At 72.6% G+C, this 22563-nt stretch carries 15 protein-coding genes and 1 pseudogene; 7 read left to right on the top strand and 9 right to left on the bottom strand.

Going from position 1 to position 22563, the window contains the following annotated elements; all coding sequences use genetic code 11:
• Positions 1 to 125 precede the first annotated feature (125 nt).
• Positions 126 to 977: a (2Fe-2S)-binding protein gene (locus tag ACWCPI_RS00135; protein WP_451035926.1), complete on the bottom strand. Its 852-nt coding sequence runs from the start codon at positions 975 to 977 to the stop codon at positions 126 to 128.
• Positions 978 to 1131: 154 nt separating this feature from the next.
• Between ACWCPI_RS00135 and ACWCPI_RS00130 the strand changes: the two genes are divergently transcribed.
• Complete coding sequence (locus ACWCPI_RS00130; protein ID WP_451035925.1) at positions 1132 to 1965, top strand: GntR family transcriptional regulator; 834 nt, start codon at positions 1132 to 1134, stop codon at positions 1963 to 1965.
• A gap of 195 nt (positions 1966 to 2160) precedes the next feature.
• Here the strand turns inward: ACWCPI_RS00130 and ACWCPI_RS00125 are convergent, their stop codons facing one another.
• Together ACWCPI_RS00125 and ACWCPI_RS00120 are read right to left on the bottom strand one after the other, a co-directional pair.
• Entirely contained in the window at positions 2161 to 2949 is a 789-nt protein-coding gene (locus ACWCPI_RS00125) for a hypothetical protein (RefSeq protein WP_451035924.1), read from the bottom strand.
• 163 nt (positions 2950 to 3112) lie between these two features.
• Complete coding sequence (locus ACWCPI_RS00120; RefSeq protein WP_451035923.1) at positions 3113 to 4813, bottom strand: PucR family transcriptional regulator; 1701 nt, start codon at positions 4811 to 4813, stop codon at positions 3113 to 3115.
• 379 nt (positions 4814 to 5192) lie between these two features.
• On the opposite strand from ACWCPI_RS00120, the gene ACWCPI_RS00115 reads away from it, so the two are divergent.
• The 5 genes from ACWCPI_RS00115 to ACWCPI_RS00095 all read left to right on the top strand — a co-directional run bounded on the left by ACWCPI_RS00115 (position 5193) and on the right by ACWCPI_RS00095 (position 11989).
• Positions 5193 to 6083: an FAD binding domain-containing protein gene (locus ACWCPI_RS00115; protein WP_451035922.1), complete on the top strand. Its 891-nt coding sequence runs from the start codon at positions 5193 to 5195 to the stop codon at positions 6081 to 6083.
• Positions 6083 to 6667, top strand: a complete 585-nt coding sequence (locus ACWCPI_RS00110; protein ID WP_451035921.1) for a (2Fe-2S)-binding protein — start codon at positions 6083 to 6085, stop codon at positions 6665 to 6667. Before ACWCPI_RS00115 ends, ACWCPI_RS00110 begins: the two co-directional genes overlap by 1 nt.
• A gap of 2 nt (positions 6668 to 6669) precedes the next feature.
• Positions 6670 to 9054, top strand: coding sequence for a xanthine dehydrogenase family protein molybdopterin-binding subunit (locus ACWCPI_RS00105; protein WP_451035920.1), 2385 nt, complete (start codon positions 6670 to 6672; stop codon positions 9052 to 9054).
• Positions 9055 to 9295: 241 nt separating this feature from the next.
• Positions 9296 to 10753, top strand: coding sequence for an NCS2 family permease (locus tag ACWCPI_RS00100; RefSeq protein WP_451035919.1), 1458 nt, complete (start codon positions 9296 to 9298; stop codon positions 10751 to 10753).
• A gap of 78 nt (positions 10754 to 10831) precedes the next feature.
• Entirely contained in the window at positions 10832 to 11989 is a 1158-nt protein-coding gene (locus ACWCPI_RS00095; RefSeq protein WP_451035918.1) for an XdhC family protein, read from the top strand.
• A 123-nt stretch (positions 11990 to 12112) separates the two neighbouring features.
• On the opposite strand, the gene ACWCPI_RS00090 is transcribed toward ACWCPI_RS00095, so the two are convergent.
• From ACWCPI_RS00090 to ACWCPI_RS00065, 6 genes and pseudogenes are all read right to left on the bottom strand, one after another.
• Complete coding sequence (locus tag ACWCPI_RS00090; protein WP_451035917.1) at positions 12113 to 12553, bottom strand: SRPBCC family protein; 441 nt, start codon at positions 12551 to 12553, stop codon at positions 12113 to 12115.
• Positions 12554 to 12570: 17 nt separating this feature from the next.
• A pseudogene (locus ACWCPI_RS00085) lies at positions 12571 to 12730 on the bottom strand (AbfB domain-containing protein); the annotation flags it as partial.
• Between the two features lie 7 nt (positions 12731 to 12737).
• The gene (locus tag ACWCPI_RS00080) at positions 12738 to 15431 is read right to left on the bottom strand and encodes a SpoIIE family protein phosphatase (RefSeq protein ID WP_451035916.1); all 2694 of its coding nucleotides are present in this window, start codon (positions 15429 to 15431) and stop codon (positions 12738 to 12740) included.
• 126 nt (positions 15432 to 15557) lie between these two features.
• Positions 15558 to 16706 (bottom strand): PP2C family protein-serine/threonine phosphatase, encoded by a 1149-nt coding sequence (locus ACWCPI_RS00075; RefSeq protein ID WP_451035915.1) that lies wholly within the window; start codon positions 16704 to 16706, stop codon positions 15558 to 15560.
• Between the two features lie 103 nt (positions 16707 to 16809).
• Entirely contained in the window at positions 16810 to 17568 is a 759-nt protein-coding gene (locus ACWCPI_RS00070) for an IclR family transcriptional regulator (RefSeq protein WP_451035914.1), read from the bottom strand.
• Between the two features lie 35 nt (positions 17569 to 17603).
• A complete protein-coding gene (locus ACWCPI_RS00065; RefSeq protein ID WP_451035913.1) occupies positions 17604 to 19676 on the bottom strand; it encodes a SpoIIE family protein phosphatase in 2073 nt (690 codons plus the stop codon).
• Positions 19677 to 19972: 296 nt separating this feature from the next.
• On the opposite strand from ACWCPI_RS00065, the gene ACWCPI_RS00060 reads away from it, so the two are divergent.
• Entirely contained in the window at positions 19973 to 22432 is a 2460-nt protein-coding gene (locus ACWCPI_RS00060; protein WP_451035912.1) for a SpoIIE family protein phosphatase, read from the top strand.
• Positions 22433 to 22563 lie beyond the last annotated feature (131 nt).

Below are 22563 nucleotides of genomic sequence, written 5' to 3'. Positions count from 1 at the left end.
CGGGTGGTTCCACGAAAAGTTCCTGTGCCACGTGAGGAAAATGTGAAACGCCTGTAACCGTAACGAGGGTCGCGCTCGCGGGTGATCGTACGGCACGAAGCCGTACGCCCGGATCTGAGGCCCCCTCAACCCGCCGCTGCCACAAGCCTGGTGACCCGGTCGGCGTCGCAGGTGCGGGGGCATGTGGCGCAGGCGTCCGCCGGGCGCAGCGTGTAGAACATGCAGCAGCTCGCCCGGTCCCGGGTGGGCAGCGACTCGCCGTTCGGCCCGGTCAGTTCACGGAAGGCCGCGGAGCCGACGTACGGCTTCGTCGCGCCCGGCAGCAGCAGCTCCAGCTCACGCCTCGCCCGGTGCCGCTCGTCGTCGCCGAGCAGGTGGGCGACGTACCACAGGCCCTCGACGACCTCGTCGGTCACCATGCCCCACAGGGCCCGCCCGCGCCGCCGCATGCGGGGTCCGAAGCCGCCGAGGACGGGTTCGAGGTGCTCGGCGACGGCGGCCCGCACCTCCGCGCGCAGCGCCTCCTCGTCGGGGACGATCCTGGCGCCGTGCAGCGTGGCCGCCGGATCGCCGGGCAGGCAGGCGAAGCCGGCCGGGCGGGCCGCCAGGCGGCCCATGGACAGGCCGGGGGCCGTGCGGTCGTACGAGACATGCGTCACGGGGTAGCGGGGGACGCGGCGGAGCAGGAACCACGGCACGGTGATCAGCAGGCAGGCCGGCCAGGCGTAGCGGTGGAGGCCGAAGCTCGCGATCACATCCGGGCGGCCCGACTGCCCGTAGTCCCGTCGCACCTGTGCGTCATCCCAGGCCAGGAACTTGTCGAGGCCGCTGTCGCCCGAGGCGAGGGAGGTGGCGGCGACCCAGCCGGCGTGGAGCGGGAGCTGCTCGCCGGGCGGTGGCTGGACGATGTCGAGCCCCGGCAGGACCTCGGCGAGACGGGTGTAGGCGTCCGCGAGGGCCGAGGAAGGCACGGGCATGGGGGACCGCCGATCCGCGAGGCTTGAAGGTAAGGCTTACCTTACCTGAGATCGGTGCGGTTTGAACTGTCGAGTTCTGCGCCTATGGTGCTTGACGGACGAGTAACAACACGCAGTAATGACCCCGAGTGCCGACACATCCGCAGGAGGACCCGTGAAGCAGGGCGCGCAGGGCTCCGCGGCCACGGGCACTCCTCAGCACCACGAGGCCCCGCGGGCTTGTACCGGCCCGCCCCGGGTGCCGTCGCAGGGGACGGCCGCACCGGCCGCCGACCTGGACCCGGGCCCGGCCGTCCCGGCGCCGACGGCCCGTGGCGAGCACACGCACAGTGAGCAGCCCCTCCCGCGACCCCGGCCGGTCGTCCAGCGGGCCTCCGTGCGGGGGCAGATCCTCGACGCCCTGCGCACCGCGCTCGTCACCGGCGAGCTGACCCCCGGAGCGGTCTACTCCGCCCCCGCCCTGGGTGAGCGCTTCGGCGTCTCGGCGACCCCGGTCCGCGAGGCCATGCAGCAGCTGACGCTGGAGGGCGCCGTGGAGGTCGTCCCCAACCGGGGCTTCAGGGTCGTGGAACGCGGCGCCCGGGAACTGGCCGAACTGGCCGAGGTCCGCGCGCTGATCGAGATCCCGGTGATGCTCCGCCTCGCCCGCAGCGTCCCCGCCGAACGCTGGACGGAACTACGCCCGTTGGCCGAGGCGACGGTGCGCGCGGCGTTGACCGGCTGCCCGGCGACGTACGCCGAATCGGACCGTACGTTCCACCGCGCCGTGCTCTCCCTGAGCGGCAACGAGCAACTCGTCCGGATCGCCGACGACCTCCACCGCCGCTCCCAGTGGCCCCTGGTGCGGCCGGTCCGCCCCGCCGCCCGCGGCCACGCCGACCTCATCGCGGACGCGGCGGAACACACCGCGCTCCTGGACGCGTTGATCGCCCGCGAGGAGGACGTGGTGCGGTCGCTGGTGGGGGAGCACTTCGCCGGGGCCCGCTGACGGCCGGCTCAGGGCCTGTCGTTCGGATCAGCCGGCGTCCCCGCGCCGGCGCGCGCTCCCGGAGGGGGTGCCGCCACTCGCGACGTCGTCCCTGGCCGCCGCGCGGCCGCACGCGCCGGAACCCGCTCGGGTCGGCTGAGTGGAGCCGTTCGCCTCAGCCGACCCGATGCGAACGGCGGGCCCTGTGCCGCCGGGTCACGCCGTGGCCGCCCCCGCGGCGGGTGGCGCCGGTGCCAGCTGGCGGGACAGCCACGTCGGGACACCGCCCAGCAGGCGGAACAGCCGTCCGGCCTCCTCGCGCAGCCGTGCGGCCTCAGGTTCCGGCTCCGTCTCGGCCAGGGAGACCAGGGCCGGGGCCGTACCCACCAGGTATCCCAGCTCCTCGCGGATCCGCAGGGACTCGGCGAAGCCGTGCCGTGCCTCCGCCAACTCCCCGTCGCGCAGGGCGAGTCCGGCCAGGTGGCGCCAGGTGAAGGACAGCAGGAGGGGATCGGCGTGCGCGGTCGCGCCCGCGTGCGCCCGGCGGTAGGCCGCCCGCGCCGCCTGCGGGGAACGCGCCAGGTTCTCCGCCAGCAGCCCCCGCCGGAAGTCCAGCAGGGCCCGCCCCGCCGCCCCCGGCGGGATCAGCGCCGCCGCCCGCCCGAGCGCGGCCCGCGCCTCGTCGGCCCGGTCGCGCACCGAGTGCAGGGTCGCCGCATACGCAAGTTGCCCGCGTTCACAAGCGGCCGCGCCCCGCTCCTCGTCGCTGTGGGCGAGCGCCTCGGCCGTGCGCAGCGCGTCCTCGGCCTCCTCCCAGCCCTGCTCGGTGTACAGACACCGCTCCACCAGCAGCGCCGCCCGCTGGAGCGCGGCCGACGCGGTCACCGGCTGGAGCAGGGCCGCCGCGTCCGCCCAGCAGGCGCGGGAGCGCAGCCGCCATACCGCGGTCTGGAGTGGATCGTCGCCTGCGGTCGTTCCGTTACCAGACATGGCGGTATGCGCCACCTCGCCCTCCCCGAGCACGCCATCGAGCTGTTGAGTGGTGGCGGCATCTCAGCACGAATCGGCGCGCCCGGCCAAGAGGGTGGGTGAAGGATTTCACAAAGTCGTGGGACAGCGGCGGCACTTGGTACCGTCCGCGCCCCGGTTCCCTCGGGCTCCCCCGGGGTCAACTCATCCGCAATGCCAGGAAGAAGTCCAGCTTGTCCTCCAGGCGCGAGAGGTCCCGGCCCGTCAACTGCTCGATCCGCCCGACCCGATAGCGCAGCGTGTTGACGTGCAGGTGCAGCCGGGTCGCGCAGCGCGTCCAGGAGCCGTCGCACTCCAGGAACGCCTCCAGGGTGGGGATCAGCTCGGCGCGGTGACGGCGGTCGTAGTCGCGCAGCGGGTCCAGGAGGCGGGCCGTGAAGGCCCGGCGCACGTCGTCCGGGACGAAGGGCAGCAGCAGGACGTGCGACGCCAGTTCCTGGTGACCGGCCGCGCAGACCCGGCCGGTGCGCGCCGCCGCCACCCGGCGGGCGTGACGGGCCTCCTCCAGGGCGCCGCGCAGCCCCTCCGCCGAGTGCACGGCGGCGCTCACGCCGAGCGTGACCCGGCCGTCGTCGTCCAGGCCCGCCGACAGCGGGCCGCGGACCGCCTCCAGGAGCGCATCGGCGAGGATCCCCGCCTCCGAGCCGTCGTGCTCCGCGGAGACCGCGGGGAGAGGGACCAGCGCGATGGCCTCGTCGCCGGTGTGTGCCACGGCGATGCGGTCGGAGGGTTCCGGGCCGGTCGCCAGCGGGTCGACCAGGATCTCCTCCAGCAGCGACTGGGCGACCGGGCCCGCCTCGACGTCCCCGCCCTCCCATTCCACGCGGGCCACGACCACCTGCCAGTGCGGGGCCGCGCCCAGGCCCGGCAGCAGCACCGGCGCCGCGACCCGCAGGCGCGCGGCGATCTCGGCGGGCGCCGCGCCCGTCTGCACCAGCTCCAGCACCTCCTGCGCGAGACGCCGGCGGACCGTGCGTGCCGCGTCCCTGCGGTCCCGCTCCACCGCGATCAGCTGGGTCACGCCCTGCAGGAGGTCGAGGCGCTCCTCGGGCCAGTCGCTCGCGTCCGCGTCCACGGCCAGCAGCCAGTCCGACAGGACCGTCTCGCGCACGTCCAGCGCGGCCTGCGGGGAGCGGCCTCCCCCAGCTGCCGCTGGGCGGTGCCCCCAGCTGCGGATCGGGAAGAGGGAGTACGGGGTGCCGCCGAGGGCCACCCGGTGCGGACCGCGCCGGCCCGTGCGGGCGGCCGCCAGATGCTCCGAGGCCAGCCGTGCGCACAGTTCGGCCGGCAGCGCCGGGCCCGACACCTTGGAGCCCGCGATGAGCCGCCCCGTCGGCGACAGCACCCACGCCCGCAGGTCCAGGTCGGAGCCGAGCAGGTCGAGCACCACGTCCGGGCCGCCGCCCGCCGGGCCCGACGTCATCATGCGGCGGTGCCGGTCGACGACGGCCGCGAGGTCCCCGGCCCGCTCGCCGCTGACCTGCCGTACGACATGCTCGGTGATCGTCGCGAACGCCACCGACTCGTGCACCGCGAAGAGCGGCAGCCGGTGCCGGGCGCAGGCCGTCACCAGGTCGTCCGGGACGTCCCCCAGCTCGGCCTCACCGGCCGCCAGAGCCACCACCCCGGCCTGCGCCAGGATGCGTACGAACGGCTCGGAGTCCGCGGGGCCCCGGCGCCAGGCCAGCCCGGTGAGCACCAGCTCGCCGCCCGAGAGGTAGCGGCTGGGGTCCCGGAGGTCGGTGGTCATCACACCGCGCACGGTGCGGTCCAGCTCGTCCTCGCCGCCGAGCAGCCTGAGGCCCAGCGCGTCGGTGTCCAGCAGTGCGCGCAGCCGCATTCTCGTCGCCGCCGTTCTTTGTCTCGAAATCTACGATGGATCCAGTGGCTCGCGTGGTGAGCGGCCCGCACTGCGGGCCGCTGAGTGATGACCGCCGTCCGCCGGGCCGGGTGCCGGCTGTGTCCCTGGTCACAGGGTGTGTGTCTCACGTTTCCACCGAAAAACGGGGAGGTTACTGGTGGCCCCTGTTCATACGAATCTACAAGATGACCTCCGTGGCCAGCCAACTCCTTCATGGTTTCCGTGACTGACCCCGGTGGAGGACGGCGCTGTGTACTGACGTCGATCCGCGTGAACAGCACATGAACGAGCCGGGCCCGCCGCACCTGATCTGGCTCAAACCGTACGACCCACGAGACGAAGAAGAAGAGAGCCGGTCATGGACTTCCTTCGCCCCGCCAGCTGGGAGGAGGCGCTCGCCGCTAAGGCCGAGCACCCCACCGCTGTGCCGATTGCGGGTGGCACCGATGTGATGGTCGAGATCAACTTCGACCACCGCCGGCCCGAGTACCTGCTCGACCTGAACCGCATCGGCGACCTCTACGAGTGGGAGGTCGGCGAGGACAGCGTGCGGCTCGGCGCCTCCGTCCCGTACACCCAGATCATGGAGCACCTGCGGGCCGAGCTGCCGGGCCTCGCCCTGGCCTCGCACACGGTCGCCTCCCCGCAGATCCGCAACCGCGGCGGCGTCGGCGGCAACCTCGGCACCGCCTCCCCGGCCGGAGACGCCCACCCCGCCCTGCTGGCGGCCGGCGCCGAGGTCGAGGTCGAGTCGGTACGCGGCAGCCGCCGTATCCCGATCGACGAGTTCTACACCGGCGTCAAGCGCAACGCGCTCGCCGCCGACGAGCTCATCCGGGCCGTGCACATCGAGAAGGCCGACGGGCCGCAGCAGTACTCCAAGGTCGGCACCCGCAACGCCATGGTCATCGCCGTGTGCGCCTTCGGGCTCGCGCTGCACCCGCGGACGCGGACCGTCCGTACCGGGATCGGTTCGGCCGCTCCCACGCCCGTCAGGGCCAAGGCCGCCGAGGAGTTCCTGAACGCGGCGCTCGAAGAGGGCGGCTTCTGGGACAACGGAAAGATCATCACGCCGTCGGTCGCCAAGCAGTTCGCGGACCTGTGCTCCGCCGCCTGCAACCCGATCGACGACGTCCGGGGCACGGCGAGCTACCGCCGCCACGCGGTCGGCATCATGGCCCGCCGCACGCTGACCTGGACCTGGGAGTCGTACCGCGGCACTACCGATCAGGAAGGGAGTGTCGCCTGATGCGCGTCAACTTCACTGTCAACGGACGTCCGCAGGAAGCCGACGACGTCTGGGAGGGCGAGTCCCTGCTGTACGTGCTGCGCGAGCGGCTCGGTCTGCCGGGCTCGAAGAACGCCTGTGAGCAGGGCGAGTGCGGGTCCTGCACGGTCCGGCTGGACGGGGTGCCGGTGTGTTCGTGCCTGGTCGCCGCCGGGCAGGTCGAGGGCCGTGAGGTCGTCACCGTCGAGGGGCTCGCGGACTACGCCAAACAGCGCGCGGAACAGGGCGGTTGCGCCACCGGCGCCTGCGGCACCTCGCTCCAGGACGCCCAGCAGTGGGCCGCCAAGGGCCACGACTCCCAGACCGGTGAAGGCACCGAACTCTCCCCGATCCAGCAGGCGTTCATCGACGCCGGCGCCGTCCAGTGCGGCTTCTGCACCCCGGGTCTGCTGGTCGCCGCCGACGAGATGCTGGAACGCAACCCCAACCCGACCGACGCGGACATCCGCGAGGCCCTGTCGGGCAACCTGTGCCGCTGCACGGGCTACGAGAAGATCATGGACGCGGTCCGCCTGGCGGCCGCCCGGCAGGGAGAGGCGGTCTGAGCATGCCCACCAACGGCGCTCCAACGAAGATCACGCAGGGCTCTCCCACCAAGGGCGGCATCGGCGAGTCCACGCTCCGTCCGGACGGCACCCTCAAGGTCACCGGCGAGTTCGCGTACTCGTCCGACATGTGGCACGAGGACATGCTCTGGGGCCAGATCCTGCGGTCCACCGTCGCGCATGCCGAGATCGTGTCCATCGACACGAGCGAGGCCCTCGCCATGGCGGGCGTCTACGCCGTCATGACGTACGACGACCTGCCGACCGACGTGAAGAACTACGGCCTGGAGATCCAGGACACCCCGGTCCTCGCGCACGGCAAGGTACGCCACCACGGCGAGCCGGTCGCGATCGTCGCCGCCGACCACCCGGAGACCGCGCGCCGCGCCGCCGCCAAGATCAAGGTCGAGTACCGCGAGCTGCCCGTCATCACCGACGAGGCCTCCGCGACCGCCCCCGACGCGATCCTCGTCCACGAGAACCGCGACGACCACCACAGCGGTCACGTCCCGCACCCGAACATCGTGCACCGCCAGCCCATCATCCGCGGCAACGCCGAAGAGGCAGCCGCGCGGGCCGACTTCGTCGTCAAGGGCGAGTACACCTTCGGCATGCAGGACCAGGCCTTCCTCGGCCCCGAGTCGGGTCTCGCGGTGCCGGACGAGGACGGTGGCGTCCACCTCTACATCGCCACCCAGTGGCTGCACTCCGACCTGCGGCAGATCGCGCCCGTGCTCGGCCTGCCCGAGAGCAAGGTCCGCATGACGCTGTCCGGCGTCGGCGGCGCCTTCGGCGGCCGCGAGGACCTGTCGATGCAGATCCACGCCTGCCTGCTGGCGCTGCGCACCGGCAAGCCGGTCAAGATCGTCTACAACCGGTTCGAGTCCTTCTTCGGGCACGTCCACCGCCACCCCGCCAAGCTCTACTACGAGCACGGCGCCACGAAGGACGGCAAGCTCACCCACGTCAAGTGCCGCATCGTGCTGGACGGCGGCGCGTACGCCTCCGCCTCCCCGGCGGTCGTCGGCAACGCCTCCTCGCTGTCGATCGGCCCGTACGTGGTCGACGACGTCGACATCGAGGCCATCGCCCTCTACACCAACAACCCGCCGTGCGGTGCCATGCGCGGTTTCGGCGCGGTCCAGGCGTGCTTCGCCTACGAGGCGCAGATGGACAAGCTGGCCGACGCGGTCGGCATGGACCGGGTGGAGTTCCGGCAGCTGAACGCCATGGAGCAGGGGACGATCATGCCGACGGGCCAGCCCGTCGACTCCCCGGCTCCGGTCGCCGAACTCCTGCGCCGCGTCAAGGCGATGCCCCTGCCGCCGGAGCGCCAGTGGGAGTCCAGCGAGGGCGCGGACGTACGGCAGCTGCCGGGCGGCCTGTCCAACACCACGCACGGCGAAGGCGTCGTCCGCGGCATCGGCTACGCGGTCGGCATCAAGAACGTCGGCTTCTCCGAGGGCTTCGACGACTACTCCACCGCCAAGGTGCGCATGGAGGTCATCGCCGGTGAGCCCGTGGCCACCGTGCACACGGCCATGGCGGAGGTCGGCCAGGGCGGTGTCACCGTCCACGCGCAGATCGCCCGTACCGAGCTCGGCGTCACCCAGGTGACCATCCACCCCGCCGACACCCAGGTGGGCAGCGCCGGCTCCACGTCCGCCTCCCGGCAGACGTACGTCACCGGCGGCGCGGTCAAGAACTCCTGCGAGCTCGTCCGCGAGAAGGTCCTTGAGATCGGGCGCCGCAAGTTCGGCTCCTACCACCCCGCCTGGGCCACCGCCGAACTGCTCCTGGAGGGTGGCAAGGTCGTCACCGACGGCGGCGAGGTCCTCGCCGACCTCGTGGACGTCCTCGAAGGCGAGAGCGTCGAGGTGGAGGCCGAGTGGCGGCACCGCCCGACCGAGGCCTTCGACCTGCGCACCGGCCAGGGCTTCGGCCACGTCCAGTACTCCTTCGCCGCGCACCGCGCCGTCGTCGAGGTCGACACCGAACTCGGCCTGGTGAAGGTGATCGAGCTGGCCTGCGCCCAGGACGTCGGCAAGGCGCTCAACCCGCTGTCCGTCATCGGCCAGATCCAGGGCGGTACGACCCAGGGCCTCGGTGTGGCGGTCATGGAGGAGATCATCGTCGACCCCAAGACGGCCAAGGTCAGGAACCCGTCCTTCACGGACTACCTGATCCCCACGATCCTCGACACGCCGACCATCCCCGTCGACGTGCTCGAACTCGCCGACGACCACGCCCCGTACGGGCTGCGGGGCGTCGGGGAGGCCCCCACCCTCTCGTCGACCCCGGCCGTCCTCGCGGCGATCCGGAACGCGACCGGGCTGGAACTCAACCGCACGCCGGTACGGCCGGAACACCTCACCGGTACGGCGTAAGGAAGAACCCGCAATACCCTCCGGGCGGCGCCGGGAACGTCACACACTCCGCCGCGCCGCCCGGAGTACTCGGCGCGCCGCACCGCTCGCGGCCGGTCGAGGAGCAAGTACCCGTGCTAGAGATCCCTTTCGTTCGCCTCGGGCCGTCCCCCGGGTCGTGCGGCCGAAGCACCTTCCCAAATCCCGCAGCCCGTCGGGGCTTTGATGCGGGTGCCCCTTTGAACCTTGGGAGCAGGCCCACATGACCCAGCAGTCACTGGAGCCCACGACCTCAGCCGAAGACGCGGGAGAAGGCACCCGCGTCCCCGCCGGCAGGTCGTGGCTCGACCGGTACTTCCACATATCCCACAGAGGATCCACCGTCGCGCGCGAGGTGCGCGGCGGCGTCACCACCTTCATGGCGATGGCATACATCCTCCTGCTCAACCCGCTGATCCTGTCCGGCAAGGACTCCGCGGGGGACACCCTCGCCCAGCAGGCCCTGATCACCGCGACCGCGTTCGCGGCGGCCCTCACCACGCTGCTGATGGGCTTCTTCGGCAAGGTGCCGCTCGCCCTCGCCGCCGGGCTGTCCGTCTCCGGTGTGCTCGCCTCGCAGGTCGCCCCGCAGATGACCTGGCCGCAGGCCATGGGCATGTGCGTGATGTACGGCGTCGTCATCATGCTGCTGGTCGTCACCGGCCTGCGCGAGATGATCATGAACGCCATCCCGCTCGCCCTCAAGCACGCCATCACCATGGGCATCGGCCTGTTCGTCGCCCTGATCGGCTTCTACAAGGCCGGCTTCGTGCACCAGGGCGAGGCCACCCCGGTCACCCTCGGCCCCGCCGGCGAACTGGCCGGCTGGCCCGTGCTGCTCTTCGCGGTCACCCTCCTCGCGATCTTCATGCTGCAGGCCCGCGGCATCCCCGGCGCCATCCTGATCGGCATCGTCGGTGGCACCGTCCTCGCCGTCAGCCTCAACGCACTCGGCGTCATCGACCCCGAGCAGTGGGCCGGCGGAGCCCCCGAACTGCACGGCAGCGCCGTCTCCATGCCCGACTTCTCCATCTTCGGCAACGTCGAGTTCGGCGGCTGGGGCGAGGTCGGCGCGATGACGGTCGGCATGATCGTGTTCACCCTGGTGCTCGCCGGGTTCTTCGACGCCATGGCGACCATCATCGGCGTCGGCACCGAGGCCAAGCTGGCCGACGACAAGGGCCGGATGCCGGGCCTGTCCAAGGCGCTGTTCATCGACGGCGCGGGCGGCGCGATCGGCGGCGTGTCCGGTGCCTCGGGCCAGACCGTGTTCGTCGAGTCGGCGACCGGCGTCGGCGAGGGCGCCCGTACGGGCCTCTCCTCGGTCGTCACCGGCCTGTTCTTCGCGGCCTGCCTCTTCTTCACCCCGCTGACGGCGATCGTGCCGGGCGAGGTCGCGGCGGCCGCCCTGGTGGTGATCGGCGCCATCATGATGATGAACGCGCGGCACGTGGACTGGACCGACCGGGGCACCGCGATCCCGGTGTTCCTCACCGTCGTGATCATGCCGTTCACGTACTCGATCACCGCCGGTGTCGCGGCGGGGGTCATCAGCTACGTCGCCATCAGGATCGCGCAGGGCAAGGCACGGGAGGTCGGGGCGTTCATGTGGGTGCTGACAGGCATCTTCCTGGTCTTTTTCGCCCTCAATCCCATTGAGAGCTGGATGGGCGTGCACTAGTCCCGTTCTTCAGCACCGGTTCACAGGGCTCAGTTCGTGAACCACCCTCCACACATCCGCCGTTAAGGAGACCGAGAGATGCTGGACATCGCCGCAGAGCTGCACCGGTGGGTCGAGCAGGGACGTGACTTCGCCGTGGCCACCGTGGTGGCCGTCGGCGGCAGCGCACCCCGCCAGCCCGGCGCCGCGCTCGCGGTGGACGCCGACGGCACGGCGATCGGCTCGGTGTCCGGCGGCTGTGTGGAGGGCGCGGTCTACGAGCTGTGCCAACAGGCGCTCAGGGACGGCGAGACGGTCCTGGAACGCTTCGGCTACAGCGACGAGGACGCCTTCGCGGTCGGCCTGACCTGCGGGGGCGTCATCGACATCCTGGTCACGCCGGTACGGTCCGCCGATCCGGCCCGCCCGGTACTCGCGTCCGCGCTGCGGGCGGCCGCGGGCTCCCAGGCGGCGGCGGTGGCACGGATCGTCCGGGGCCCCGCCGAGTTGACGGGCCGTGCCCTGCTGGTCCGCCCCGACGGCTCGCACGAGGGCGGCTTCGGCGCCCACCCGGAACTGGACCGCACGGTCGCGGCGGAGGCGGGAGCGTTCCTCGACGCGGGCCGCACCGGCACCCTGGAGATCGGCGAGCAGGGCTCGCGCTGCGGCGCCCCGCTCACGGTGCTGGTCGAGTCCTCGGTCCCGCCGCCCCGGATGATCGTCTTCGGCGCGATCGACTTCGCGTCCGCGCTGGTGCGGATCGGCAAGTTCCTCAACTACCACGTGACGGTGTGCGACGCCCGCCCCGTCTTCGCCACGAAGGCCCGCTTCCCGGAGGCGGACGAGATCGTCGTGGAATGGCCGCACCAGTACCTGGAGCGCACGGAGGTCGACGGACGCACCGTCCTGTGCGTCCTCACCCACGACGCCAAGTTCGACGTACCGCTGCTGCGGCTCGCCCTGCGGCTGCCGGTGGCGTACGTGGGCGCGATGGGCTCGCGCCGGACCCATCTCGACCGCAACGAGCGGCTCAGGCAGGTCGGCGTCACGGACCTGGAGCTGGCGCGGCTGCGCTCCCCGATCGGCCTCGACCTCGGCGCCCGCACGCCGGAGGAGACGGCCCTGTCGATCGCCTCGGAGATCGTCGCCGCCCGACGCGGCGGCAGCGGGGTGTCACTGACCGGCGCCCACACGCCGATCCACCACGACACCACGTCGACGTCCGAGCCGGCGGGGCGGATCGGGTCGGTGGCTTGATCACACGGCGCCACCGGAAAGCCCCCTACCGGGCGGCGGCGCGGGTCCACGTACGACCCGTCGACCGGTTCCCGGAACCGCTCGGGCGACGGCCGCTCAGGAGAGGGCACTGACAACGACCGGTCAGGCTCCGCGCAGCAGGCGGTTCACGGCTCGCCCGAACACATACCGCGCCGTACGCTCCAGCACACCGTCGAAAAGCCCCGGCAGCCGGCGCACCTGCAGCTCCTCCCGCCACACGACCCGCGCACGCCCTCCCGGTCCGGGCCGTACCTCGATCTCGGCCCAGCCCCTGACCACCCGGCCCCGCTTCTCGAGCCGGCAGAGCCCGGGCGTGTCGTCGCCGGGCGGCTGCCACACGGTCACCTCCATCGGGTCGTCGACGCAGAGCGGGCCGACCCCCGAGCGGGCCACGACGAGGGTGCCCTCGTGGGTGGGTTCGGGGGTGGTCACCGTGACGCGGGTGAGGGGGACCGCCTCGCTGTGCCGGGGCCACTCCGTCAGGCGACGCCATGCTTCGTCGAGAGGGAGCGGAACCGTACGTTCGAGGAGGAAGTCGACCACGGAACGATCTTAAGGAATCAATGGGCGTAGAACGTGGCGTCCGCCCGGTCCGTGGCGGTGCTCGGCGTCTGGACGTACAGCAGGTACGCGTAGTGCCCTGATGCAGCGCCCCGCGACGTTGTACGACTCGTAGGACACCCCGGCCGAGTCGGCCGGCCCGGCCCGCCTGTAGAAGCTTCCACCCTCACGACTCGGCCGGCGCGTCCGTCGATCCGTCCGGCAGCGGCTGTTCCGTCCAGATCACCTTGCCGCCCGCCATGTACCGCGTGCCCCAGCGTTCGGCGAACTGGGCCACCAGGAACAGTCCCCGGCCGCCCTCGTCCGTGGTGGCCGCGCTGCGCAGGTGCGGGGCGGTGCTGCTGCCGTCGGAGACCTCGCAGATCAGCACCCGGTCGCGAAGGAGGCGGACGCGGATCGGCCCGGTGGCGTGGCGCATGGCGTTCGTGACCAGTTCGCTCAGGATCAGCTCGGTCGTGAACGCCTCCTCCGCCAGCCCCCATTCGTCCAGCGTCCGCGCGGCCGCCGCCCGCACCCGGGCCACGGCCGAGGGGTCGCCCGGGACGTCCCACGCCGCCGTACGGTCGGCGGGCAGCAGCCGGGTCCGGGCGACGACGAGGGCGACGTCGTCACGCGGGCGCTCCGGCAGCAGCGCCTCCAGAACCGCCTTGCAGGTCTCCTCCGGAGTCCGGCCGCCCGTCGGCGGCGCCGAGGCGAGCGCCCCGCGCAGCAGGGCCAGCCCCTCGTCGATGTCCCGTCCCTGGTCCTCGACCAGCCCGTCCGTGTACAGGACCAGCCCGCTGCCCTCGGACAGCCGCAGCTCGACCGACTCGAACGGCAGGCCGGAGGCCAGGCCCAGCGGCGGTCCGCCGGGCACCGCCGGGAACTCGACATCCCCGTCGGGGCGCACGAGGGCCGGTTCGAGATGGCCGGCACGGGAGAGGGTGCACAGCCCGGAGGACGGGTCGTACACCGCGTACAGACAGGTCGCCCCGGTGACCGGCGCGGCCTCCCCGTCGCCCTCGTCCTGGTCGATACGGGCGACCAACTCGTCCAGATGGCCGAGCAGTTCCTCGGGTGGCAGGTCCAGCTCGGAGAAGTTGTGGACCGCCGTTCGCAGCCGCCCCATCGTCGCCGCCGCGTGCAGCCCGTGCCCCACCACGTCCCCCACGACCAGCGCCACCCGCGCGCCCGGCAGCGGGAGGACGTCGAACCAGTCCCCGCCGACCCCGCCCTGCGTGGCGTGCGCGGGCAGGTAGCGGTAGGCGACGTCGAGGGCGCTCTGGTCGGGCAGCGCCCGCGGCAGCAGACTGCGCTGGAGCGTCACCGACAGGGTGTGCTCGCGGGTGTAGCGGCGGGCGTTGTCGATGCTGACGGCGGCCCGGGCCACCAGCTCCTCGGCCAGCGAGACGTCGTCAGGCTCGAAGGGCTCCGGCCGGTCGGCCCGCCAGAAGGTGGCCATGCCCATGATGACGCCGCGGGCCCGCAACGGCACCGTCAGCATCGAGTGGATCCCGAAGCCGACGATCCGGCGGGCGTTCACCGGGTCCTGCTCCTGCCAGCCGGAGAAGGCGGGCATGTCCGCCTCCAGCACCGACTCGCCGGTGCCGAAACCGAAGGCCTGCGGGGTGGACGGAGCGAAGTGGATCAGCTTGCCGACGGGATAGAGCGGACTGCCCTCCCGCACACCCCGGAAGGCGACCCGGCGCATGTCGGTACGGCCCACCTTGGGCTCCTCGCCCCGCAGGACCGGATCCGCCAGATCGACGCTGACGAAGTCGGCGAACCGCGGCACCGCGAAGTCGGCCAGCTCCTGAGAGGTGCGCGTGACATCGAGGACGGTGCCGATCTCCAGCCCCGCGTCGTACAGCAGCTTCAGCCGCTCCTGCGCCACATCCGCCCTGCCGGTCATGGTCCGCAGCTCGGTGGTGTCCCGCAGGGTCGCCACGCTGCCGGGCGGCCCGCCGTCCCGGTCGGTCGACCGCTGGCTCACCGCCAGCAGCCGGCCCCGCGCCACATGCACCTCGTCGGTGGCCTCCCGGCCCGAGTCGAACAGCCGGGCCAGATCGGGGCCGATGCCCAGGTCGGCGCAGAGCCGCCCCTCCGCGTCCGCGGGGAGCCCCAGCAGCCGGCGCGCCTCGTCGTTCGCCAGCGCCAGCCGCCGCCCGCCGTCCAGGATCAGCACGCCCTCCCGTACGGAGTGCAGCACGGCGTCGTGATGCTCGTACATGCGGGTCATCTCGGCGGGCCCCAGCCCGTGCGTCTGCCGCAGCAGGCGTCGGCTGACCAGCGCGGTCCCGCCGGTGGCCACGACGAGGGCGGCCGCCGCCGAGCCGAGCAGCACCGGCAGGTGATGGTCGACCAGCCCGCTCACGCTCGCCAGGGTCACCCCGGCCGCCACCAGTCCGACGACCCGGCCGTCGTCCGTCACCGGCACCACCGCCCGTACGGACGGCCCCAGGGTGCCGGTGTACGTCTCCCGGACGACCCCGCCCGCCGCGGCCGGGGCGATCGTGCCGACGAACTGCTTGCCGATCTGCTCCGGGTCGGGGTGGGTGTACCTGAGCCCCTGCGGGCTCATCACCACGACGAAGTCCACGTCGGTCGCCTCGCGCGCCGCCTCGGCACGCGGCTGGAGCACGACTGTCGGATCCGATTCGGACAGGGCCTCGACGACACCCGGCGCATTCGCGAAGGACTCGGCCACGGCCAGCGACCGGTTGCGGGCCTCCCGCTCGGTGTCGGTGCGGATCTGCAGCACCAGCGCCACCACCGCGGCGACGACGAGGAGCACGACGATCGCCGCCTGCATCACGAAGACCTGCCGGGCGACGGTAGGCGCGCTCCACAGCGAGCGCAGGCGGCCGAGGATTCCGGCCATGCCCTCATTTCTAGCACCGTTCGGCGCAGGGGGGCACGGCACGGTCACCGACCGCCGGTACCGTCCCGGCGCCGCACGGACAGGCGGCGGACCGTCGTCACGGACAGGCGGCGTACCGCCGTCGTGCTACGGCGAGCAGGTCCCCACCCGATCGGTGCCGGCGTCGGCGGGCGAGGAGGTGACCGGCGCCTCGGCGGCCGGTATGCGCAGCAGGAGCAGCGCCGCGTCGTCGTGCAGCCGGCCGCCCACGTGGGCCAGGAGCTCGTCGTGGAGCGCCGTGACGGTGCGGGCGGGCTCGTCGCAGGCGTGTCGCGCCAGGCCCTCGGCGAGGGGGTAGAACTCCCTGGCGTCGTCGCGGGCCTCGGTGACCCCGTCGGTGTACAGCAGCAACTGGTCGCCGTCGGCGAAGGGCAGTACCTGGAGCACAGGCGTCTCCCCCGAGAGCGCGCGCAGTCCGAGGGGCGGCGTCGGACGGTCCGGTTCGACCGGGACGACGTCCCCGTCGCGCACCAGCAGCGGCGGGGCGTGGCCGCAGTTGACCACCTCCAGCCGGCCCGACCGCGGGTACCCGGCGACCACGGCGGTGACGAAGTCGTCACTGTCCAGGTTGCGCGCCAGGCTGCGCTCGATCCGGGCGACGACGGTGAGCAGGTCGGGCTCGTCGAAGGCGGCCTCGCGGAAGACGCCGAGCACCAGCGCGGCGGTCCCCACGGCCGGCAGCCCCTTGCCGCGCACGTCGCCGACGATCATCCGCACGCCGTACGGCGTGGACACGAGCGCGTAGAGGTCGCCGCCGATCCGGGCCTCCGCCGCGGCGGCGCTGTAGCGCACCGCCACCCGGAACGGCCCGACGGTCGTCGGCACCGGTTGGAGCAGCGCGTGCTGGGCCGCCTCGGCGACGGAGCGGACCGCCGCCAGCACCCGTTCGCGCCGTCCGCGCAGCGCGCTGCCCAGGCAGCCCGCCAGCGTGACGGCCGTCAGGGCGGCCAGGACGACCGCCAGATCGCTGTGCGCGGCGCCGTCCCGGATGCCGAGGACCGCGCCGACGGCGGCGGTGAGCACTCCCACGCTGAGCACACCGCGCGGCCCGTTGGTGGTCGCCGAGAGCGCGGGTGCCGTGGCGAGCAGCGGCAGCCACGTCATCCCCGAGCCGCCGATCACATCGGTCAGCACGATGGCGGAGACGATCAGTATCGGAAGGGGGGGCAGTATGGGCAGAGCGGCGACCCATAGCCTGGGCCAGTGATCAGGACCCTGGTCTGCAGCCTGGCTCATGTCTTGTCCGCTGTCCTCACCTGTACGCAGGGGCATGTAGCCCGTAAATGTCCGTTTCGTCTAGGGAATAGGTTCGACCCCTGCTGCGACAAGGCGTTGATTTTCAGATAGTGAACGACAGCCCTCTGGTCACCCGGCTCGCGGTCGGGATCAGTCGTGCCCTGATCTCCGGCAGACGGGAGAGCTGGTCGGCCCGCAGCGAGACACCGAGCGAGCCGAGTGTGCTCCCGCTGTACACCGGCACCGCGACACACACCGTGCCGAGGGCGTACTCCTCCATGTCCGTGACGGCCGGCGCCAGCGGCGAGGATTCCAGCCGCCGGAGCAGCTCCGGAGTGCGGGTGATCGTCCTGGGCGTCAGGTCGGCGAGGGTGTGCCGGGACAGGTAGTCCTTGCGTGCCTCGTCGTCGAGCTCCCGCAGCACCGACTTGCCGAGCGCCGTGGCGTGCCCGGCGTCCTCGAACCCCACCCACAGGTCGACCCTGGGGGTGCGGGGCCCGTCGACGATCTCGGCGACCCTGATCTCGCCCTCCTCGTAGAAGGTGAGGTAGGCGGCGGTCGACAGCTCGTCCCGCAGTGCCGCGAGCGTCGGCCGGATCCGGCTCAGCAGCGTCTGTGTCCGGCCCGCCGTGTGCAGCGTCCGGAGCCGGTCACCCAGGATGAACCCGCCGTCGTCGAGCTTGCGCACATACCCGTCGTGGACCAGCGTGCGCAGCAGGTGGTACGTCGTGGCCAGGGGCAGGTCCGCCTCCCGGGCCAGTTGCTTCGCCGGTGCACCGTTCTCGTGCGCGCTCACCACCTCCAGCAGCCGGAAGGCCCGCTGCACGGAGCTGATCAGCGTCGGGCCGTCACTCGCACCCATACGAACAGCGTGCGCCCGGCGCACGGTACGGGCAACTACAGGACCCGCGCGACGAGCAGGGCGACGTCGTCGTGGTCGTCGGGGTGGCGCAGACCGTACAGAAGGAGGTCGCAGCTCTCCTCCAGGGGGCGGCGGGGCTCGTCCAGGAAACCGAGGAGCACGTCCAGGCGATCGTCGATCGGGTGGTGGCGGGTCTCGACGAGGCCGTCGGTGTACAGGACCAGCAGATCGCCGGGGCCCAGGTCGACGGTGGTGGCCCCGAAGGGGACTCCCCCGACGCCGAGCGGAGCTCCGGCGGGCAGTTCCAGCAGCTCGGGCGGGCGGTCGGGGCGGGCCAGCGCGGGCGGCATGTGTCCGGCGTTGGCGATGTGGCACTGCCTGGTACGCGGGTCGAACACCGCGTACAGACAGGTGACGATGTAGTGCTCCAGATCGCAGGTGATCTTGTCCAGGTGCTGCAGCACGGAGGCCGGCTCCAGGTCGAGGTCCGCGTAGGCGCAGGTCGCGGTGCGCAGCCGGCCCATGGTCGCGGCGGCGTCGATGCCGTTGCCCATGACGTCACCGACGACCAGGGCCGTCTTGTCGTCGGTCAGCGGGATCACGTCGTACCAGTCGCCGCCGACCTCGCTGGTGGCCTGGGCGGGCTGGTAACGGGAGGCGAGTTCCAGACCCGTGTGGTGGGGCGGGTGGTCGGGCAGCAGGCTGCGCTGCAGGGTCAGCGCGGTGTTGCGCACGCTCTGGAACCAGCGGGCGTTGTCGATGGCCACCGCGGCACGGCTGGCCAGCTCACTGGCCAGGACCACGTCGTCCTCGTCGAACGGCACCGGATTACGGGTGCGCTTGAGGTCGAGTGCGCCGAGCACCTCGCCATGCGCGATCAACGGCACGGCGAGATACGAGTGCACCCCGGCCCGCGCCAGCAGCGTCGTGGCCTCGGCGTCCCGGGCGATACGCGGCAGATCCCGTTCGCCGACATGGCGCACCAGGACCGGCCGGGCCGTGTGCACGCACAGGGTGACCAGGCGATCCCCTTCATAGGCGGCCAGGTCACCCGGCGGGTCGGCGGCACGCAGGGCCACGCTGGGATACGCCGCCTTGAGGGCGAGGGCCCGGAAGAACTCGGGCCCGTTGTCGGGCCGGCGCTTGCGGCGGCAGGCCAGCGCCGAGTCGAGGACGTCCACGGCGACCACGTCCGCCAGCTCCGGAGCGGCGACCTCGGCCAGCTCGTGGGCGGTCTGCTCCACCTCCAGCGTGGTGCCCACGCGCGTGGAGGCGTCGGCGATCAGCGCCAGCCGCCGCCGGGCCCGGTCGGCCTCGGCGGAGGCGCGGTGCCGCTCGGTGACGTCGACGAACGAGATCGCCGCGCCCAGGACCCGACCGCCGGGATCCTCCAGCCGGTAGAAGGACAGGGACCAGGCGTGCTCGGTGTCCGGGTCGGCCGGCGGGCGGCCCACGTGGTACTGGTCGAGCAGCGGGGTGCCGGTGGTGAGCACCTGACGCAGACTGGACTCGATGGTGTCGATGTCGGGCAGGGGCAACGTCTCCCGGAGCCGGCGGCCGATGTGCTCCTCGGCGGGGGTGGCGTCGATCCGCTCCAGTGCCCGATTGACCAGCAGATAGTGCAGATCGGGGTCGAGCAGGGCGATGCCGATCGGGGACTGGCTGATCAGCCGCTCGCACAGGGCCAGATCGGTCTCCACCCGCTGGAGCAGCGAGTGGTCGGCCGCGATGCCGAGGGCGTAGACGTCCCCGAGGTCGTCCAGCAGCCGCATGTTGCGGAACTCCGTCAGCCGGGTGCTGCCGTCCTTGTGCCGCACCGGGAAGGCCCCCGCCCAGCTGCGGCCGGTCTCCAGCACCTCGGCGAACAGCTTCGCCACGGCCGGCAGGTGCTGGGGGTGGATGAACAGCCGCGCCGCGTACGTGCCCAGCGCCTCCTCGGAGGTGTAGCCGAACAGCTCCTCGGCCTGCGGCGTCCAGAACACGATGCGCCCGTCGGCATCCACCACCACCGCGGCCACACTCAGCATGTCCAGCAGACCGGTCGGCCGGGGCGACTCCGCGCCGTACCCGCCACCGCCGGACTGGAAGGATTCGGATCCCGCTGTCATCGCAGCTCCCTGGCCACCGGCCGGCAGGCCTTGCCACTCGGCCACAGCCGGTACCCGACTGCGACGACCGGTACCTCCATGCTCCCTCCGCCCCGCCGCCTTGCCCAGTCCGGACGGGGCGGGAGGGACACGACCGCCCGGTACGCGAGGACGGAACCGGGCCCGCCACGCCCGAGCGCCCCGGGACGGCCCGGTCCCGTACGGCGGGAGGAGTCTGCCGGGCCCGTGCACATCGGGCGCACAAGCAGGAACATGGTCCTGTAGAGCCGGGACCCAGGAACGCTCCGTGAGGACCCATGGATGCTCCGCGAGAAGGGCTGGCGGCGCCCGCGTCCGCAGGACAGCGCGCTGCCTTCGACGCGTCCACCGACGCCGCGGCGGTGGTCGACGCGCGCGGCGTCGTGATCGGCTGGACCCGGGCCGCCGAGGACCTCCTCGGCGTCCCCGCCGAAGAGATCGTCGGCGCCTCGGCCGCACGCCTGCTGGCGATGCCCGGCGATCCGGTACGGGTGGCCCGCGTCGCGGAGCGCTGCCGGGCCGGCAAGGGATGGAGCGGTCTCATCCCGCTGCGGCACCGCGACGGCCGCAGCGTCGAGGCGGACCTGCGGATCTCCGCCTCCTTCCGGCTGGGCGCCGACGAGTGCTTCCTGATCTCGGCACGCGAACAGCGCCCGCAGTGGACCGCGGGCCAGTCCCTCCTCGACGGTTTCCTGACCCGCGCCCCGGTCGGCATGGCCGTGCTGGACACCCAGCTGCGCTACCTCTGGCTGAACGACACCCTGGAACGCTTCGGCGGGGTGCCCCGCGCGCAGCGGCTGGGCCGCCGGCTGAGCGAACTGCTGCCCGGCCTGCAGGCGGACACCATCGAGGGCCTGATGAGCAAGGTCCTCGAGACCGGCGTCCCGGTCACCGACTACGAGTACGTGGGATGGAGCTGGGCCGACCCGCACCGCCAGCACGCCTACTCCACCTCGTTCTTCCCCTTCGTGGACGCCGACAACTCGATCACCGCCGTCGGCTACATGGTCTTGGACGTCACCGAGCGGTGGAACGCCCGCCAGCTGCTGGCGCTGGTCAACGAGGCCGGCACCCGCATCGGCACCACGCTGGACGTGCTGCGCACCGCTCAGGAGCTCGCCGATTTCGCCGTACCGCGCTTCGCGGACTTCGTGGTCGTCGACCTCCTGGAGCCGGTCCTCAGCACCGACGGGCACGGCACGTGGCTCCCCGACGCGGGCCCCGCACCCGCCAGGCCGGTGATGCGCCGGGCCGGAATGAGCTCGGTGCGCGAGGGCTGCCCGGAGGCCGTGGCACGGATCGGGGATCCGGTGGACTTCGTGCCCCCGCCCCACGACGCCCATATGATCGTCGACGGCGACCCGATCCTGATCCCCGTCCTCGACCCGTCCGACGAAGTGTGGGCCACCGAACAGCCCGCGCGAGCGGCCAGCATCCGCGAGTTCGGGCTGCACTCGCTCATCTCCGTGCCGATGCGGGCCCGCAACACCGCCCTCGGCCTCGCCACGTTCATCCGGTCCCTCAACCCCGCCTCCTTCCAGCCCGACGACGTCCTCGTCGCCCAGGAACTGGTCGCCCGCGCCGCACTGTGCGTCGACAACGCCCGCCGCTTCACCCGGGAGCACACGGCCGCGGTCACCCTGCAACGCAGCCTGCTGCCCCAGGCCCTGACCGGCGGTACGGCACTGGAGGTGGCCTCCTCCTACCTCCCGGCGGACCCGAGCGACGGGGTCGGCGGCGACTGGTTCGACGTCATCCCGCTGTCCGGCGCCCGCGTGGGTCTCGTCGTCGGTGACGTCGTCGGCCACGGGATCACCGCGGCGGCCACCATGGGCCGGCTGCGCACCGCCGTACAGACCCTCGCCGACATGGAGCTGCCGCCCGACGAACTGCTGGCCCACCTCGACGACCTCGTGCTCCGGCTCAGCGAGGAGCAGGCGGACGGCGGGACGGCCCACAGCGCGACCGCCTTCCAGGGCGCCACCTGCCTGTACGCCGTCTACGACCCGGCCACCCGGCGCTGCACCATGGCCCGCGCCGGCCATCCGCCCCCGGTCGTCGTCGCACCCGACGGCCAGGTCTCCTTCCCGGAACCCCCTGCCGGACCACCGCTCGGGCTCGGCGGCATGGGGTTCGAGGCCGGCGAGATCGAACTCGCCGAGAACAGCCTGCTCGGCCTGTACACCAACGGCCTGGTCGAGTCCGCCGACGGGGACATGGAACGCGGCATGACCCGGCTCGGTGAACTGCTGTCCCGGGGCGGCCTCGACCTCGACACCCTGTGCGCGACCGCGGTGCGCCACCTCCTGCCCGTACCGCAGCCCGACGACATCGCCCTTCTCCTCACCCGCACCCACGCCCTGGGGCCCGATCACATCGTCTCCTGGGACGTACCCGTGGACCCTGCGGCCGTCGCCGACATCCGGGGCCTGGCGACCCGACAGGCGGAGGCGTGGGGGTACGGGGAACTGGCCATGACGACCGAGCTGATCGTCAGCGAACTGGTCACCAACGCGATCCGCTATGCCGAACCACCCATCCGCGTACGGCTCCTGCGCGACTCCCGGCTGACCTGCGAGGTCGCCGACGGCAGCAGCACCGCGCCGCGGCTGCGCCACGCCCGCAGCATGGATGAGGGCGGACGCGGCCTGTTCCTGGTGGCCCAGCTCACCCACCGCTGGGGAGCCCGCTACACGGCCGGAGGCAAGGTCATCTGGGCCGAGCAGGAGACCCCCTGACGGGCGGTCACGACAGCGTGCCGTACGCCGACCGCAGCGCCGCCGCCTGCAGACCACCGACACGCCGCCGCCCTCGGCCGGGGCGTTGCCTACGACGACGCAGCGGTGAGCCGGGCCCGAGTGCCCCGGGC

The sequence above is a fragment of the Streptomyces sp. NPDC001920 genome (assembly GCF_053594495.1).
Note: the sequence above shows the minus strand (reverse complement) of the source record. Positions and strands in the feature narration are given on the sequence as shown.

Excerpts from the sequence above, each read along its gene's own strand:
- ACWCPI_RS00100 (WP_451035919.1), top strand. The coding sequence starts at position 9,296 with ATGACCCAGCAGTCACTGGAGCCCACGACCTCAGCCGAAGACGCGGGA.
- ACWCPI_RS00120 (WP_451035923.1), bottom strand. The coding sequence starts at position 4,813 with ATGCGGCTGCGCGCACTGCTGGACACCGACGCGCTGGGCCTCAGGCTG.
- ACWCPI_RS00065 (WP_451035913.1), bottom strand. The coding sequence starts at position 19,676 with ATGACAGCGGGATCCGAATCCTTCCAGTCCGGCGGTGGCGGGTACGGC.
- ACWCPI_RS00115 (WP_451035922.1), top strand. The coding sequence starts at position 5,193 with ATGGACTTCCTTCGCCCCGCCAGCTGGGAGGAGGCGCTCGCCGCTAAG.
- ACWCPI_RS00060 (WP_451035912.1), top strand. The coding sequence starts at position 19,973 with ATGGATGCTCCGCGAGAAGGGCTGGCGGCGCCCGCGTCCGCAGGACAG.
- ACWCPI_RS00070 (WP_451035914.1), bottom strand. The coding sequence starts at position 17,568 with ATGGGTGCGAGTGACGGCCCGACGCTGATCAGCTCCGTGCAGCGGGCC.
- ACWCPI_RS00110 (WP_451035921.1), top strand. The coding sequence starts at position 6,083 with ATGCGCGTCAACTTCACTGTCAACGGACGTCCGCAGGAAGCCGACGAC.
- ACWCPI_RS00135 (WP_451035926.1), bottom strand. The coding sequence starts at position 977 with ATGCCCGTGCCTTCCTCGGCCCTCGCGGACGCCTACACCCGTCTCGCC.
- ACWCPI_RS00080 (WP_451035916.1), bottom strand. The coding sequence starts at position 15,431 with ATGGCCGGAATCCTCGGCCGCCTGCGCTCGCTGTGGAGCGCGCCTACC.
- ACWCPI_RS00095 (WP_451035918.1), top strand. The coding sequence starts at position 10,832 with ATGCTGGACATCGCCGCAGAGCTGCACCGGTGGGTCGAGCAGGGACGT.
- ACWCPI_RS00075 (WP_451035915.1), bottom strand. The coding sequence starts at position 16,706 with ATGAGCCAGGCTGCAGACCAGGGTCCTGATCACTGGCCCAGGCTATGG.
- ACWCPI_RS00105 (WP_451035920.1), top strand. The coding sequence starts at position 6,670 with ATGCCCACCAACGGCGCTCCAACGAAGATCACGCAGGGCTCTCCCACC.